This window comes from Vibrio sp. 2130-1 (assembly GCF_033339515.1).
This window is the reverse complement of record NZ_JAWOUT010000007.1, coordinates 288,451-304,852: the sequence shown is the minus strand read 5'-3', so window position 1 is coordinate 304,852 and position 16,402 is coordinate 288,451. Positions and strand designations below refer to the sequence as shown.

13 protein-coding genes are annotated in these 16,402 nt (G+C 43.5%); 10 read left to right on the top strand and 3 right to left on the bottom strand.

Annotated elements, in window-relative coordinates; translation table 11 throughout:
• Positions 1–150 precede the first annotated feature (150 nt).
• From malG to malE, 3 genes are all read right to left on the bottom strand, one after another.
• Positions 151–1,041 (bottom strand): maltose ABC transporter permease MalG, encoded by an 891-nt coding sequence (malG, locus tag R7Q09_RS13430; protein WP_005375275.1) that lies wholly within the window; start codon positions 1,039–1,041, stop codon positions 151–153.
• Positions 1,042–1,053: 12 nt separating this feature from the next.
• Positions 1,054–2,628, bottom strand: a complete 1,575-nt coding sequence (gene malF / locus R7Q09_RS13425) for a maltose ABC transporter permease MalF (protein WP_005375273.1) — start codon at positions 2,626–2,628, stop codon at positions 1,054–1,056.
• A 79-nt stretch (positions 2,629–2,707) separates the two neighbouring features.
• Positions 2,708–3,886: a maltose/maltodextrin ABC transporter substrate-binding protein MalE gene (gene malE / locus R7Q09_RS13420; RefSeq protein ID WP_005375272.1), complete on the bottom strand. Its 1,179-nt coding sequence runs from the start codon at positions 3,884–3,886 to the stop codon at positions 2,708–2,710.
• A 672-nt stretch (positions 3,887–4,558) separates the two neighbouring features.
• Between malE and malK the strand changes: the two genes are divergently transcribed.
• The 10 genes from malK (at position 4,559) to R7Q09_RS13370 (ending at position 16,395) form a co-directional block, all read left to right on the top strand.
• The gene (gene malK, locus R7Q09_RS13415; RefSeq protein ID WP_005375271.1) at positions 4,559–5,677 is read left to right on the top strand and encodes a maltose/maltodextrin ABC transporter ATP-binding protein MalK; all 1,119 of its coding nucleotides are present in this window, start codon (positions 4,559–4,561) and stop codon (positions 5,675–5,677) included.
• A 422-nt stretch (positions 5,678–6,099) separates the two neighbouring features.
• Positions 6,100–7,500 (top strand): undecaprenyl-phosphate glucose phosphotransferase, encoded by a 1,401-nt coding sequence (locus R7Q09_RS13410; protein ID WP_169628855.1) that lies wholly within the window; start codon positions 6,100–6,102, stop codon positions 7,498–7,500.
• A gap of 10 nt (positions 7,501–7,510) precedes the next feature.
• Complete coding sequence (locus tag R7Q09_RS13405; RefSeq protein ID WP_318071155.1) at positions 7,511–8,716, top strand: outer membrane beta-barrel protein; 1,206 nt, start codon at positions 7,511–7,513, stop codon at positions 8,714–8,716.
• 12 nt (positions 8,717–8,728) lie between these two features.
• Positions 8,729–9,262, top strand: coding sequence for a polysaccharide biosynthesis/export family protein (locus R7Q09_RS13400; RefSeq protein ID WP_005375265.1), 534 nt, complete (start codon positions 8,729–8,731; stop codon positions 9,260–9,262).
• Between the two features lie 15 nt (positions 9,263–9,277).
• Positions 9,278–11,458, top strand: coding sequence for a GumC family protein (locus tag R7Q09_RS13395; RefSeq protein WP_171342490.1), 2,181 nt, complete (start codon positions 9,278–9,280; stop codon positions 11,456–11,458).
• Positions 11,436–12,245, top strand: coding sequence for a putative capsular polysaccharide synthesis family protein (locus R7Q09_RS13390; RefSeq protein ID WP_005375261.1), 810 nt, complete (start codon positions 11,436–11,438; stop codon positions 12,243–12,245). The genes R7Q09_RS13395 and R7Q09_RS13390 overlap by 23 nt, the downstream gene beginning before the upstream one ends.
• Positions 12,246–12,247: 2 nt before the next feature.
• A complete protein-coding gene (locus R7Q09_RS13385) occupies positions 12,248–13,300 on the top strand; it encodes a glycosyltransferase (RefSeq protein ID WP_005385849.1) in 1,053 nt (350 codons plus the stop codon).
• Entirely contained in the window at positions 13,266–14,513 is a 1,248-nt protein-coding gene (locus tag R7Q09_RS13380) for an O-antigen ligase family protein (RefSeq protein ID WP_025768520.1), read from the top strand. Before R7Q09_RS13385 ends, R7Q09_RS13380 begins: the two co-directional genes overlap by 35 nt.
• A gap of 20 nt (positions 14,514–14,533) precedes the next feature.
• Positions 14,534–15,367 (top strand): putative capsular polysaccharide synthesis family protein, encoded by an 834-nt coding sequence (locus R7Q09_RS13375; RefSeq protein ID WP_005375258.1) that lies wholly within the window; start codon positions 14,534–14,536, stop codon positions 15,365–15,367.
• Entirely contained in the window at positions 15,364–16,395 is a 1,032-nt protein-coding gene (locus R7Q09_RS13370; RefSeq protein ID WP_318071156.1) for a glycosyltransferase, read from the top strand. The genes R7Q09_RS13375 and R7Q09_RS13370 overlap by 4 nt, the downstream gene beginning before the upstream one ends.
• Positions 16,396–16,402 lie beyond the last annotated feature (7 nt).

Sequence of the window (16,402 nt, the reverse complement as noted above, 5' to 3'; positions counted from 1 at the left end):
AGCTAACAGCCAGCTATGCGTAACGCCAATAAAAGCCAAGATATTACTGATCGGCGGCCAAACCAAAAGTGTAATATCCGTGCTAAGTATAAGGGCGACCATGTGGTCGCCCTTTTCTAGTTATTCTTATCAATCTCAGACCACAAGAGATTATCCTTTCACACCACCAGCGGTTAGACCACCAACCAACCAGCGCTGCGCAAGTAAGAATACGGCAGTGATTGGCACTGCTGAAAGTACAGCAGCTGCGGCAAAGTCACCCCACAAGTAGTTTTGTGGATATAGGTATTGCTGCATACCCACTGCAAGTGTGTACGAGTCTACATCAGAAAGCAGTAGTGACGCTACAGGAACTTCACCAATTACCATGATGAACGACAATATGAAGACTACCGCTAGGATTGGCACAGACAGTGGCAGCAATACCAAACGGAATGCTTGCCATGGTGTAGCACCATCAAGAGCCGCTGCTTCTTCTAGAGACGAGTCAATACTTTCGAAGTAGCCTTTAATGGTCCAAACGTGCAGTGCGATACCGCCTAAGTAAGCGAAGATCAGACCGCCATGCGTGTTCAGACCAAGGAAAGGAATGTACTGACCCAGTTTGTCGAACAACGCGTACAGAGCAACCAGTGCCAACACCGCAGGGAACATCTGGAAGATCATCATCGCTTTAAGAATGGTGTTCTTACCTTTGAACTTCATACGAGCAAACGCGTAAGCCGATGTGGTTGATAGCGCCACGATTAGGATTGCAGAAATACCACCCACTTTTACCGAGTTCCACAGCCATGTCATTACTGGGAATGGTGGCGGTGTAACTGTACCGTCTGGATTAGTCACCGAGAAACCTAATGCCAATTTCCAGTGATCAAGTGTTGGGTTGTCTGGGATCAGGCTACCCGTTGCAAAGTTACCTTCACGGAATGAAATCGCGATGATCATCAGTAAAGGGAAAATAATCAGTGCCAAGAATGCCCACATTGCAATATGAGTAGCCCAAACACGATACTTTAATGACTTACCTTGTACCATTGCCATTGTAATTTCTCCTTAGTCCTGAGCTACTTTAGTTACGCGTAGGTTGATAAGTGCCAATGCGCCAACCAATAGGAAGATAAGCGTTGCTACTGCACTTGCTAGACCGAAGTCTTGACCACCAGCACCTTCGAATGCGATTCGGTAGGTGTAACTTACTAGCAGATCGGTGTAACCCGCAGGCTCTGATGTACCAATCATGTTTGGACCACCGCCAGTCAACAACTGGATAAGTACGAAGTTGTTGAAGTTAAATGCAAAACTCGCGATCAACAATGGTGTTAACGGCTTCAACATCATTGGTAGTGTGATACGTGTGAAGTTCGTGACAAAGTTCGCACCATCAATTGCTGATGCTTCATATAAATCGTCTGGAATCGCTTTTAGTAAGCCCATACACAAAATCATCATGTAAGGGAAACCAAGCCAAGTGTTCACAATTAAGATCATGGTTTTCGCCATGAACGGGTCAGAGAACCAAGCCGGGCTAATGCCGAACAAGCCTTCCAACAACATGTTGATCTCACCAAAGCTTTGGTTAAACAAACCTTTAAAGATCAAGATAGAAATAAACGCCGGAACTGCATAAGGCAGGATTAGCAACAAACGGTAAACTGAGCGACCTTTAAGTGCTTCCCACTGAACCACACTGGCAAGGACAAGACCAATAACAAGCGTAAACAATACGGTTAGCGCAGAGAAAACAATGGTCCAGATAAAGATACTGATAAACGGCTCTTTGATACCATCATCTTTCCAAACACGCTCAAAGTTGTGGGTACCAATGTTCACCACGAAACCTGGTGACACTGTGCTACCAACAAATTGACCGTTTTCATCGACAGGTTGGTAGTAACCTACTTCCATATTTGGACGTAGCGTTTCTTCAGTCCGGTTGTTGTAAAGCGTTTCACCATCTTCTTGTAATGTGTACAAAGGCACAACTGCAGCAAATTTGCGCAGCCCACTCATGCGGATATCATCACCACTTGGCAAATGTAAATCGACACTGCTCAACGCACTGCGGTTCTTAACAATCGCCTTGATTGATTCTTTTTCACCCGTTACTTCTTCAATTGGTGAAAGATCAAACTCCGATGCTGAAAGGTTATCAAGCTGAAAAGTCGGGCTTGCAAGTAGCTCACCATCTTTTTCAACCACAAGTTGATGGCCTTGCTCCGTTTTATACAAAGTGAACGGGTAGCTATCACCACTTTGGTAAGTTCGGTCCAAAAGTACGTTCTGAGCGCGATCAAAAGAGAGTTGGTTCTTCGCGCTATAGTTGGTAAACGCCAAACCTATGGTGTACGCCAAAGGAAAAAGAATGAAAAGGATCATCCCTGCTATACCAGGGTAGATGTAACGGTGTGCGTACGTCTTTTTACTACCAAAGATGAACAACGCTAAAGCGGTAAGAATGAGCGTAAGTAGTGCAAACGCAATCTCACCGCGAGAATACATAAGGATTGTTGCGTAGCCATTGATGATGCCGACTGTGCCTAAAAGTGACCATTTCATGAACACTTTTTTGCTGCTCGGAAGGCTGGCTTCTGGTGCTGTCATAGCATTTGTACCTTGAACTGACTGCATAGGGAACCTGCTAGCGAATATAGAATAAATATAGAAAAGTAAGGAGGAGTTGCCTCCTCCTTAAAAAGGTCTTACTTAATTATTTAGTCATTTGTTTTTCTGCATCTGCAAGAGCTGCATCGACAGTTTGACGACCGTCAACTACGTTGATGATTGCGTTCTTAGCCGCACCCCAGAATGCGTTCATTTGAGGGATATTTGGCATGATTTCGCCGTTCATCGCATTGTCCATTGTTGCTGCGATACGAGTATCTGAATCTAGCTCACGTTGGAACGAGTTAAGTGCTACCGCACCTAGAGGCTTATCGTTGTTAACCATACGTAGGCCATCGTTTGTTAGTAGGTAGTTCTCAATGAACTCAACTGCTAGATCTTTGTTTGGAGACGCAGTGCTGATACCAGCCGTTAGAACACCAACGAATGGCTTAGAAGATTGACCTTGGAACTTAGGTAGCGTAGTCACGCCGTAGTTAACGCCAGACTTCTCAATGTTGCCCCAAGACCATGGACCGTTGATCGTCATCGCTGTTTTGCCTTGGTTGAACGCAGACTCAGACACTGAGTAATCCATATCCGCAGAGATTACGCCTTTATCAACTAAGCCTTTTACGAAGCTCATTGCGTCTTTAACGCCTTCTTTCGCGATACCTGCGTCTTTAACATCGTAACCTTCAGAAGTGTATTTAAACGCGTAGCCGCCATCAGCCGCCATTAGTGGCCAAGTGAAGTACGGTTCTTTTAGGTTCCACATGATTGCAGACTTGCCGTCTTTTTTAAGTTTTGCATCTAATGCTGCAACCTCTTCCCAAGACTTTGGTGGGTTTGGAACTAGGTCTTTGTTGTAAATTAGAGATAGAGACTCAACCGCAACTGGATAGCCGATCAATTTGCCGTCGTAACGTACTGCATCCCAAGCGAAATCAACGATACCTTCTTGAATATTCTTAGAAGGTTTAATTTCTGCTAGCAGGCCAGCTTCTGCGTAACCACCGAAACGGTCGTGAGCCCAGAATACGATATCAGGACCGTCGCCAGTCGCTGCAGTTTGAGGGAATTTGTCTTGAAGGCCATCTGGGTGAGCCACAGTCACTTTAATGCCGGTGTCTTCTTCAAATTTCTTACCAACTTCAGCAAGGCCGTTGTAGCCTTTATCACCGTTGATCCAGATAGTAAGTTGTCCTTCTTCGATGGCAGCATTAGCACCAAAAGAACCCAAAGCAACAAGAGTACCTAGTGCTACAGCGCTTAACTTTTTCATGTTCGTATCCTTTTTATATTTTTGATGTAGGGCTAGTCCATTGAGGTTCAGCCGTATTTCGACATATATCATCTGAAATAATCCAATATGTCTCATCCTCCTAATCCCTACGCCCTTACAATTATGACGTATTTTCGTGATCTAAATCGCCAAGGGTAAGAGACTCAAATCACAAAATGGATAGTTCCTGTGATCGGTTTCAACTTTAGGTGGTGCAATAATGTGATTTCCGACCAACTGCTTTCTTCCTCCTCCTTTTTTACTCCTCCCTTTCTACTCCCCCTACAATTATTTCTATTAGGAGGATGTCGCACTACGCACAATCTTAGAAACTGCAGTCATCCAAGAGTGGATGGTAAGAACCCTTTTCCAGCAGTGCCTACGTATTAGGAAAAAGATTTGCTGGTTTTGCATTGCCAGACGAGTGGAATGTCATTATTAGTGTTGTTTGTGGTAATTATTTCACGGGGGAGACAATACGAATAATGTGGGGGAGAGAAACTCGTACTTGGCTATGATGGGTAGCACTTCTATTCAGGACATTTTATTGAAGTGCTACCCTACTTTTCTTACCAACCGCAAGAACTTACCGATTCCTACTGTTACTGCTCGCTAGATAATTCATATAATGATGAGCGGTGAATAATAAAAAATTGATCGAGGACGAGCTACATGGCGAGTGTCACGTTAAAAAATGTTTGTAAAGCGTATGGCGACGTACTGATTTCTAAGAACGTAGACCTAACAATCAACGAAGGTGAATTTGTTGTTTTCGTAGGTCCATCAGGTTGTGGTAAATCTACCCTTTTACGTTGTATTGCCGGTCTTGAAGACATTACTTCAGGTGATTTGTATATTGGTGACCAGCGCATGAATGACGTCGAACCATCCAAACGTGGTGTTGGTATGGTATTCCAGTCTTACGCTCTTTACCCGCACCTTAACTTATATGACAACATGTCATTTGGCTTGAAACTAGCAAAAGCAGACAAAGCAGAAATCGACAAGCGTGTTGAACAAGCAGCAGAAATCCTACAACTAGGCCACTTGCTTGAGCGCCAACCAAAAGCACTTTCTGGTGGACAGCGTCAACGTGTGGCGATTGGCCGAACATTGGTATCGCAGCCAAATGTATTCCTTCTAGACGAGCCACTATCAAACTTGGATGCGGCACTGCGTGTAAACATGCGTGCACAAATCACGAAACTTCAGCGCCAACTTGGTTGTACCATGATCTACGTAACGCACGATCAGGTAGAAGCGATGACAATGGCAGATAAAATCGTTGTATTAGACGGCGGTTATGTATCGCAAGTTGGTAAGCCGCTTGAGCTTTACCATTACCCACAAAACCGCTTTGTAGCTGGCTTTATCGGTTCTCCGAAAATGAACTTCATGAGCGTATTCATTGATGAAGTAGAAGCAGAGCGCGTCAAAGTTCAACTATCTAACGGCGTATCTTTCTGGATTCCGGTGGATGGTACAACCGTTAACCGCGGTGACCGAATGTCTTTAGGCATTCGCCCTGAGCACCTATTATCCGCTTCTGAAGCTGATGCAAGTATTCACGGTGAAGTGATGATTGTTGAGAAGCTAGGTAACGAAACTCAAGTATACCTAAATCTAGAAGGGGCGGACGCCGACGTTATTTTCCGTCAGCCTGACACGCTTGCAGTCGACACTGGCGATAAAATCGAGATCGGTATTCCAGCTCATCGTTGTCACCTGTTCCACAGTGATGGTCGCGCATGCCGCCGCCTATACAAAGAAAACGGCGTAGAAGTCGAATAGTTCATTCGTCCTTACTCAAAAAAATCCCTCTCACTTGAGAGGGATTTTTTTATCTTAATAAATATCAGCAATTCGATACTAAATCATTAATCGTTAACGAATCAAATCACCCGTTTCTTCTACCCTCACATAAACCATTGTCTTTGTACTGATACTTCATTTTTAATACTTTTCCTCATTCCTCATAAGTAAGTACCAGCTTTTTCCTAACCCGCCAAACTTAGCCAAAGGGCTAAATATCATTCTTATTTCCACTTACCTCAACAACGCAAATTTTTACACTTATCAACGAAATTACACGTGACAAAAAACTCAGCAGCATTCCACAGAATGCTCTGTGCACTAACTACTAATAACGTTCACGACACGGCAATTGGGGAAGACACCCAAGGGCGGTAGCGTGTCAGAAGGGAAACTGAGTCATGAAACAAAAAGGACTTATCCGCTCTCATGAGGTGGAGTTCGCTTTTTTATATCGCATCTCAGATCTTGCTGTCATTGTCTCTTTTATGCTGCTTTTAGTGTTCAAAGACATGAATACAGCGATGGGGAAAGATTACGTCATATTAGCTTTCGTTGGAGGCATCTCTTTTCTATTTATGGCAGAAAGCGGCAATCTGTATCGCTCTTGGCGAACCAGTTCGTTTAAAGAGCAGATGTTTATTGTCTGTGTTGCTTGGGCGGTGACTTCTGCACTTATCTTTACTGTGCTGTATTTTTCTGAAGTCCATACCTTATTTGATAACACAATTTTAGCGCTGTGGTTTGCGATTACGCCCGCTCTGCTTTTGGCATGGCGAGTAACATTCCGTACCGGATTAGCCTATTTGAGAAAAAAAGGATTCAACACTCGCACTGCGATCATCATCGGCCAAACTCCTCACGGCATTACCCTAGCTAACGAAATTCAAAACCACACAGAACACGGCGTGCTTTTTGATGGCTTTTACGACGAACGATCTTCCGACAGATTGCCAAATTCTGATTATCCTATTAAAGGAGCTGTTGACCACGCCCTTGAGCGAGCTAAAAAAGGGGAAGTAGATTACGTCTATATCGCGATGCCAATGCACGCAAAAGAGCGCATTGCGTCACTTCTTAACCAATTCTCAGATACCACCGCAAATACGTATCTGATTCCCGACTTCTTCACTTATAACCTTTTACATTCTCGTTGGGCGCAGATCGGCCAAGTTCAAACACTAAGTGTCTTTGATACACCTTTTGCTGGAATTTATTCTTGGGTAAAACGGTTTGAAGACATCTTGTTTTCGAGCATTATTTTGGTCTTAATCGCCCCTATTCTATTCGTCATTGCGATTGGCATTAAGGCAACTTCTAAAGGCCCTGTCATCTTTAAACAACATCGTTACGGTCTTGATGGACGCAAGATTGAAGTCTGGAAGTTCCGTTCAATGACAACCATGGATCAAGGTTCCAACGTGAAACAGGCGACAAAGAACGATCCTCGTATTACGCCTTTTGGCGGATTTCTACGTCGCACCTCTTTGGACGAACTACCTCAATTTATCAATGTACTGCAAGGGACCATGTCTATTGTCGGCCCACGCCCTCATGCCGTGGCACACAATGAAGAATACCGTCAGATCGTGGATCGCTACATGCTACGTCACAAAGTAAAACCAGGCATTACTGGCTGGGCGCAGATTAATGGTTATCGCGGCGAAACCGACACCTTAGAAAAAATGGAAAAGAGAGTCGAATTTGATTTGGATTACATCCACCACTGGTCGGTTTGGATGGACATCAAAATCATCTTTATGACCGTTTTCAAAGGCTTCACTGGTGCTAACGCTTACTAAGGTTGAGATTATGAAGAAACTGACAATGGCAATAGCATTGAGTCTGTTTTCTACTGACTTGCTCGCAGAACCGATGGCTTACCAAACCGAGTCTGGTATAGAGTTGATTCCCCTCGTAAAAACTTTCTACGAGGGAGATGACAACATCAATAAAGCGGAAAAATCCGGCAATGTAGAATCGGTCAATATTTGGGGTATAGAACCAAGCTTACTAGCACGTATAGAACGGAATCGCTATCGCGCAGATATTTTATATAAGTTAAAAGCGGGCTTTTCATCTGACGATCGCAACGACTTCGACGACCACACTTTTCAGTTTTCCAACTTTTTCGAATTTAATCATCGTCATCGTTTAGTGGTTGATTACCGTTTTCGCGCCCAGCATGAAGTTCGAGGAGAAGATATTACCGAAGGTAATGGTAGCGCAATCGACTCACCAATAGAGTTCAACCGTAACGATGTAAAAACCAATTATGTCTTTGGATCTAACGGTGCCAAAGGCAGACTCGAATTCGGTTTAGGCTATAGTGATAAAACCTATCAAAACTATCGTGACGGCTTGCCTGGGCGCCCAAACGCGAAAACTAAATACAACGATTTTCGAGCTCCCAATGCACATTTGGAGTTCTATTTAAGAGCGACGCCAAGAACCTATTGGTTAGTCGGAACAAACCAAATCGTAACCGAGTATCAGCACCGAAATTCTGCGCAGCCATCGAAAGATAACAACACCAGTTTCTATTACACCGGTGCCGAATGGGAAGTCACAGGAAAAACCAAAGGCATCGCTCGACTCGGTTATCAAATCAAAGATTTTGACAGCGCTCAACGAGAGACATTTAAAGGCTTTAGTTGGGATATCGGCTTTGAATGGTTGCCTCAAGAACAAACTCTAGTCAGCGTGAAAACCACTCAAGCGGCGGTTAACCCCGATCAAGATGGCGATTACAACCTACAAACTCGTTACCGACTGAACCTGAAGCACGATTGGAATAGTTACCTTGCAACTCGCTTACGTGCTGTTTATCAACAAGATGATTACACGGGAATCTCCAGAAACGACGATCGGTACACTCTATCTTTTGGTATCGATTATCAGATCAAACGTTGGATACAGCTGCAAGCCGATTGGCAATACCAAGATAAAAACTCTAGCCGATCGGATTATAGCTTCGAACAAAATATTTGGACTTTAAGCGCACAGTTTTCTCTGTAAAAAGGATTATTAATGAAGGCATTCATCAAATTCATGAGTGTAGCGTTGTTGCTATTTAGCACTTTGGTCAACGCTGACTCAAACGAGGAAGATTACTTACTCGATACTGGCGATACCATTTCCGTGCAGGTCTATGGTGAAGAAGATCTTACGATTAAAAATATTCTAATAACGTCAGATGGCTACTTTGATTACCCCTACCTTGGCCGAATTAAAGCAATCAAAAAAACACCAAAACAACTCAAGTACGAAATAGAAACGGGCTTAAAAGGCGATTATCTCATCAATCCAAAAGTGATGGTCACCATCAATAACTTTCGTCTGTTTTACGTTAATGGCGAAGTCAGGAAACCTGGTGGATTTGAGTACCGTCCAGGATTAACCATAGAGAAGGCCATCGCTCTAGCAGGCGGCTTGACCGACAGAGCCTCACGCAAAGGCATTAACCTAACCAAGCATAAAACGGGTCAAACGATGGAAGGGGTCAGTATGCACCGCAACGTTGAACCTGGTGACATTGTATTTATTGACCAGAGCTTCTTTTAAGTGACAGGGAATCAAATGAACGGGACTCATCCAAATAATCTCCAGATGAACAAAGTAGAACTGATTCGTTTTGGCCATCACTTCAAAGCGATTAAAAAGAATTGGCTAAGCATCGCAGCATTCACGCTTCTGTTCTCATTAACTTGTACTTGGTATATCTACTCCAAAGCATCGATATACCAAGCTACAGCTACGCTACTCATCCAAGAGGAGCAAAAAAGCGCCCTTTCAATCGAGGAAGTATATGGCGTCGACACGACAAAAAAAGAGTACTTTCAAACGCAAATCGCCATTTTAAAATCGAATCATATTGCAGATAAGGTCATTAGAGAGCTGAACCTCACCCAATTACCTGAATTCACAAGCTCAGGGGGGTTAAATAAAAAAATCGACCAAATAAAGTCGATTCCTTTTGTTCAAGACCTACTGAATGTGGCACCAAGCCCAAAAGAAACCGCCCAGTTTTCAGAGTCCTATTATCAGGCACTTCAAGCTTTCAGAAGTAAACTCGATATTGAGCCAGTACGTAACACCCAATTAGTCAGAATTCGCTTTCGTTCTACCGATCCTAAGCTTGCGACGACAATCGCCAACGCGGTCGGCCAAGCCTACATTGACGCAAATTTTGAAGCCAAATTGGTCGTTACACAAAATGCGGCTACTTGGTTGACAAATAACTCTCAAAAATTGGAGGAGCGATTACGTAACTCGGAGCAAGCGCTGCAAGAATTCTTGTTAAAAGAAGGGTTGATCGATATAAACGGTATTGATGAAATTTACGCAAATGAGCTAGAAGAACTCACTCGCAAGCTGAATATCGCTGTTAATAAGCGTATTGAAGCGCAGACGTTAATCCAATTGTTACGACGTAAATCTTCGCAAAGTTTAGACAGCTTGTTGTCAATTGATGAATTCGCTAATCAAGCGCAAATCCGCGATCTAAAATTGTCGGAAGCACAGGCAGCCAAAAATCTCTCTGAACTAGCACAGCGCTACGGACCTAAACATGATCGAATGATTCAGGCGAAAGCGCAGCTTGCTGAAATTCAATCTAGAACCCAGCAACTCATCCGTGACATTTCCTTCAGTAAGCAACAAGACCTTCTTGCTGCAAAAGCGCAAGAGGACATGCTTCGCGCAGAACTCGATAACAAAAAGTCAGACTTCCAATCGTTAGGGTCACAAAAAGCGCGTTACGAACAGTTAAAACGCGAGGTTGAATCCAATAAGGCACTCTATGAAGCGTTCTTAAATCGTGAGAAAGAGACCAACGCCACCAGCGACTACAAGAATGTCACTGCTCGCTTTACTGATAAAGCCATCATTCCTCTATTCCCGGTGGCACCACAACGAATCAAACTGGTACTAATTGCCACCTTTTTTGGCTTTGCCATTGCTTGCGCTCTAGTCATCATCTTAGAAACGATGCGAGAAGTTATCCGAAGCACAGCCGATGTGCAGGAAAAACTTGGTGTTACGTGTTTAGGTGTGATTCCTATGGTCAAAAAACGCAATTTGCGTAAAAACGGCGTCAGTTATACCGCGTATTTAGATGATGAAGAAAAGCTATTTAGTGAAGCTTGCCGCTCCGTCAGAACCTCGCTTCTGCTCAGATTAACCAACACGAAGCAAAAGATATTGCCCTTTACCTCTGCTATTCCAGAAGAAGGAAAAACATCAACCAGTATCAATATGGCGGTGTCGTTTTCAAAAATGGAAAAGGTATTGATCATCGACTGCGATTTACGTCGACCTTCCATAGCAAAGCGATTCGGTATTGCTGAATCAAGCCCTGGCTTAACGCATATCCTGACGATGGATACGCCAATCAAAGATTGTGTTACACATATAAAAGAAGCCAACTTAGATGTATTACCAGCCGGCCTAATTCCGCCAAACCCACAGGAATTATTGGCTTCTGATCGCTTTAAAAAGTTGCTCGAACATTTTCAAAATAAGTATGACCGGATCATTATCGATACACCGCCCCTACTGTCAGTGAGTGACGCACTTATTCTTGGTCAGTATGCCAATGGTCTGATCACCGTCATTCGCTCAGAATCGACAAAATCATCACTGGTTAACCTTGCGTTATCTAAACAAATACAACACTCAGTTCCATCTCTTGGCGTCTTAATCACACAAGCCAAGGCCAAGGAAGGAGAGACGCTTTATGTCCAGAAATACGCCTACTAACGTAAACCTATCTTGGTACCAAACGTTGAAAAGCCAAGAACAGCCGGTATTGATCTATCAAATGGGCAAAGTAGGTTCGAGTGCATTAGAGCATTCCATTCCTAACTCGATTCACTTGCACGACCTTATGACCGTCGATGCGCAAAAACAAATATCCCCCGTTAGAGCGCAATTGCATAAGCCTCAGATCAATGCGTTAAAGCGACGACTAAAGCGTATAACGATGAGCCATATGTTAAAGCGCAAGAAAAAAGTTCGAATTATCTCGCTGGTGCGTGAACCGATCGGACGAAATGTCTCAATGTTCTTTCAAGCACTTCCTTTTTGGATGGCGGACAAATATCTAAAGGATGACAGCGCAATACGTACCGAACGACCGCAATTACTCCAAGAAGCATTTGATAAGCACATGAATCATCAATATGCGCTGCAGTGGTTTGACAACGAGATCAAACAACTAACAGGGATTGATGTGTTTAACGAGTCTTTTAATCACGAAGTAGGCTATCAAACATACCATAACAATAACTTCTCACTGTTGGTCATTCGAAGTGACAAGCTAACGAAGGCTAACTCCGCAGTTGAAGACTTTTTAGGTTACCCCGTGGATGTTGTTTATGAAAATCAATCAGACAACAAATGGTACTCGCCACTAATGAAAGAATTCAAAACGCAATTTCAACCTACACCCGAGTACGTTGAAGAAATGCTGAATTCTAAATTGACGAAGCACTTTTTCTCAAATGCAGAAATCACCGACCTTAAACAGCAATATCTGACCAATTAATCATGAAAACAAAGATTCTACATATTATTAATGATCTTTCTCAGAACGGCGGTGCTCAGAAGTTCTTAGTCGACCTTGTTTTAGAACATAAGCCTGAATACGAAATCAAAATTTTGGTCTTGTGTGATGAAAATGATTACTTACCAATGCTATCTGCCCAAGGTATAGAGTGTTTTAACTGGCGCACATTGTCATTGAGTGAGAAATTCTCTTTGCTGCGTTGGCCGGATGTCGTTCACGGGCACCTCTACCCTTCCATTTACCTAGCGCTATTGGCGGTAGGTAAAAAACGAATCCAGACTGAGCACTGTTCTTATAACCGTCGACGTGACTATCCGCTGTTTAAGTTCATGGAATACGTCTTATATTGGGGCCACGACTTGACGGTCAGTATTAGTGAAAAAGTACAAGATGAACTGGTGAAGTTCATGCCTCGTTACCAACACAAATATCACGTGGTGCACAATGGCGTTGACTTAAAAAGGTTTTCTATGACGCCAAGATGCGCCAGCCACCTAATCGACAAACCAGTTATCAAGATTGGAATGGTGGGTCGACTTCACCAACATAAAGATCATGAAACGCTTATCCAAGCACTTATCCATTTACCAAGACGATACGAACTCCACCTTGCGGGAGATGGAGAAAAAAAATCGTCACTGCAAGCATTAGCAACAAAAATCAACGTCGCGCAACGTGTTCACTTTCATGGCGTAGTTTCTGACGTTCCAGCCTTTTTGAACGACATGGATATTTACGTGCAATCGTCGCACGTCGAAGGCTTTGGTTTGGCGGCGGTTGAGGCGATGGCAGCAGGCTTACCCGTACTATCGTCGGACGTACCTGGTTTGGATGACGTCACCGGACGTGCCGAATATTTATTTCAAGTTGGTAACGTCACTGAACTGAGCCAAAAAGTGCTCCAGCTGTGTGAAAGTGTTGAGCGGTATGACGCTGCAAGTCAATACTCAGTCAATAGGGCCTCTCTCTACACCATCGATAAATTTCGTGAAGGTTACTATGGAATCTACCAGCAGCTTTGCGCCAACAAATAGTTCCGCGCCATCGAGCCATCGAGCCTCATTGCTTGCAGCATGCCTATTAGCATTGTTCTTTATTCCTATGAAGTTTCGTGCTGGAGGAATAGCGCTAGCCCCATCTGACATCGCAAGCCTTTTGTCCATTGGTTTTACTGCATTAGTGGTATTGGAAGGAAAAGCTGAAAAACTCATGCATCCCTGTATGGGGTTCCTCATATTGTTCACTGGGTATGTGTTCATAAATGGTCTGCTAAATCGCGTCCCTTTAATGCCGCTAGTTATAGAAACTGTGCAATGGTTAGCGATTTTGTGCCTACTGAGCCTAATGTACGCCTATGGCGTGTTTGATGACGAACGGGTAATGGTTTATTTCACGTATCTGTTGTTTTTCATCTGTACGCTCGTTGCCTTATGGCACTTTGCTCAGGGCTATCAAAGCGGGTTTAAGTTACTCGGGGTAAGTAAATACGGGTTCGGTGTACTGTGCTCGCTACTGTACCTTTATCGAGATAAAATTCGCGCTTTCCACCTTTTGATGCTCGTAGCTTTAGTATTACTGGTGTTGTCACAAGAAAGAAAAGCGCTACTTGGTTTTTGTCTGCTTTTCTTCTTTGACCAACTGCTCGTAAAAAACTTAATGAGAAAATCGCTCAGCGAAACGTACACGTGGACAATTTTATTAGCCTTGAGCTTCATTGTGTTTACTGCCGTCACAACCACACTCTACGTTGGGTTTGAAACGCTAGCAGACACATTGGAAATAACCCAAGAAGACGTCTTATTTGCCAACCAAAGTGAAGCGCGCTGGGTATCGAATCTTCATAGAAAACTTTTACTTGCCAATGGGCTAGATATTTTACTTCAACACCCAGTGTTAGGTGTCGGCGCGAAAATGTTACCCAACTTTATGATCAGTTACTTTAACTATGATGAGCTGGCGATCTACACCCACAACTTTGTGTTAGATACCGCAATTGAATACGGATTGCTTGGTATCGGTCTGCTGTTTGGTGGTTATTTTCTTTTTATTCGCTTTTGCTTCCGCAGCCTTAATGAAAACAGAAAAAGCCTATTACTTGCGATATACGCCCTCATCATGGTGTTTTTCGTTGCGGTAAACACCACCATAATTTTAATACTCTTGTTACCCGTCATGATCAGCATGAGCAACGACTCAAGGGCCATTGCTCATACTTTTCCGGTAAACCATCACCACGAATATGAATAATCAAGGATAGGATAGGATAGATGAAGTATTCAATCTCTCGACAATTTGAAAAGAACCGAGAACTCCAAGCTGATAATTTTGTTTTAGTTTACCAAATGGGCAAAGTTGGCTCCTCATCAATTGAGCACACGCTAGGGGAGAAAAATATCCCGAGCTATCACATCCACACCTTTGATGATCACGAAGAATTTCACATGTATCACAATAAAAAAGACGTGAGTAAATTCTTCGACTTCCGAAACCGCGCACTCTATCGCTTAGTGCTCAAGCAGCGAAAACGTATCTTACAAAAACGCGAGCAGATTAAAATCGTTACTCTGGTCCGCGATCCAATCGCAACTGTCTTTTCTCGCTTCTTTCAAGATCTCCATTTGCAATTTATCGAAGGCAAAAAGAACGATGCAATTCACCGAGATATGGAAGTCACGTATCAGCACCTCGAGCATTGTTTTGATAACTATATCAATCTCAACTATTTTGCGGACTGGTTCGACAACGAGTTAAAGCGTAATTTCAATATCGATGTGATGCGCCAAGAGCTGGACAACACTCAACCTTTCTTCACATTCCAGAACGATCAGGCCAACGTCATGCTAATCAAATGCGAACAGCTCAGTTCTCTTGATAAAGAAATCGGTGAGTTTCTTGAGTTGCAAGACTTCGTGCTGAAAAACAGTAACGAAGCGAAAAACAAGTGGTACTCCAATATCCACCAACACTTTAAGAATCACTACGACTTCTCAAAACTGTTCTATATGTACGATCTTCCCTTGTATCGCCACGTTTATTCAGAGCAAGAGCGTGATGCTTTTAAACACAAATGGATGCAAACACCAGGGACAAAATCATCATGAAGAAAGTGCTCCATGTTACAGAAGCATTTGGAGGTGGCGTTCAAACTGCTCTCTATAGTTATGTTCACTCATCCAGAGACGAGCCTTATCAGCATTTCTTGCTAGCCAGAGCCCGAGAAAACGACTTGACCAATGAGAACAACCACCACATTTTCGTACAGACAAAGTGGGTAGAAGGCGGCTTGCTTCAATTTATTCGCGATGCAAACCACATGATTGCATCACTTGGTCCCGACGTCGTGCATTTGCACTCGAGTAAAGCAGGATTTCTCGGCCGATTTCTAAAGCTTGGCAAGGCACGCTTGGTTTACACACCGCACTGTTATGCCTTCGAACGTGAAGATATCTCAGAGCTTGCACGCCAGATCTATAAAGCACTAGAGAAAGTAAAACTGAGCAAAGTTGATGTGGTTGCAGGCTGTAGCCAACGAGAGTGTGACCTAGCCATTAGCATTGGTGCGAAACGTGCCGAACTGCTCAACAACTACGTGTCTTATCAAAGTGAAGATCGTATAGAGCGAAACAAGCAAGAAGCGCTGAAGCTCGTTGTACTTGGTCGTGTCGCGCCCCAAAAAGATCCTCAGTTTCTTATCAGCACATTGCAGTTCCTTAATCGGTATGCGCTTAACCGCCCGATAGAGATCACATGGATAGGTGGCGGTGACCAAGTACTCGAACAGAAATTACGTACTGAAAATGTGGATGTAACGGGTATGCTGCCTCGCGATGAGGTAGTTGAAAAGCTCAAGGGTTCAGACCTTTATCTACACACTGCAGCATGGGAAGGGATGCCGTTAACCATTCTAGAAGCATCCAAGTTACATCGTCCTATGGTTATTCGGACCATCGGCGCAACCAAAGATCTCAACTACCCGTTTTTAGCGCTCACACCTGAAGAAATGGCCAAGCAGATCGCGCATTGTGTCAATCATTATGAAGAGATCGATTTTCGCCAGTATACAGCAGAATTAAACGATGCCTTCAGTGAAGAAAAGCAGCGCCTCGCACTCAATAAACTTTACGGTTAAATGCCCC